This window comes from Paraburkholderia sp. BR13444, assembly GCF_040948755.1.
Taxonomy (GTDB): Bacteria; Pseudomonadota; Gammaproteobacteria; order Burkholderiales; family Burkholderiaceae; genus Paraburkholderia; species Paraburkholderia youngii.
The window spans coordinates 1-305 of the sequence record NZ_JBFPKM010000059.1; the positions used below are offsets into that span (position 1 = coordinate 1).

Annotated in this window: 1 protein-coding gene; it reads left to right on the top strand. The window is 63.0% G+C overall.

Going from position 1 to position 305, the window contains the following annotated elements; all coding sequences use genetic code 11:
• A partial coding sequence (locus AB3X95_RS38980) for a hypothetical protein (protein ID WP_368624011.1) occupies positions 1–305 on the top strand: 305 nt, incomplete at both ends.

Consider the following 305-nt stretch of genomic DNA (forward strand, 5'->3'; position numbering starts at 1 on the left):
TGTACGGCACGGCGTCGAGCACGGCCCGGGCGCTGGGCGGTGGTTCGATCGTGCTTGCGGATGGCTCGATCAGCGCGCCGAAGTTCAGCGTGGGTGGCACGACGGTGTACAGCGTGGCCGAAGCCGTCACGAACCTCGACGGTCGCACGACGCAGAACACGGGCGATATCGCGCTGAATGCAACTGACATCGCAAAGAACACGAGCAACATCGCGCAGAACGCGTCCAGCATCACGAACGTGCAGAACCAGTTGTCAGAAGGCACGGTGGGTCTGGTCCAGCAGGACGCAACCAGTCGTGACATC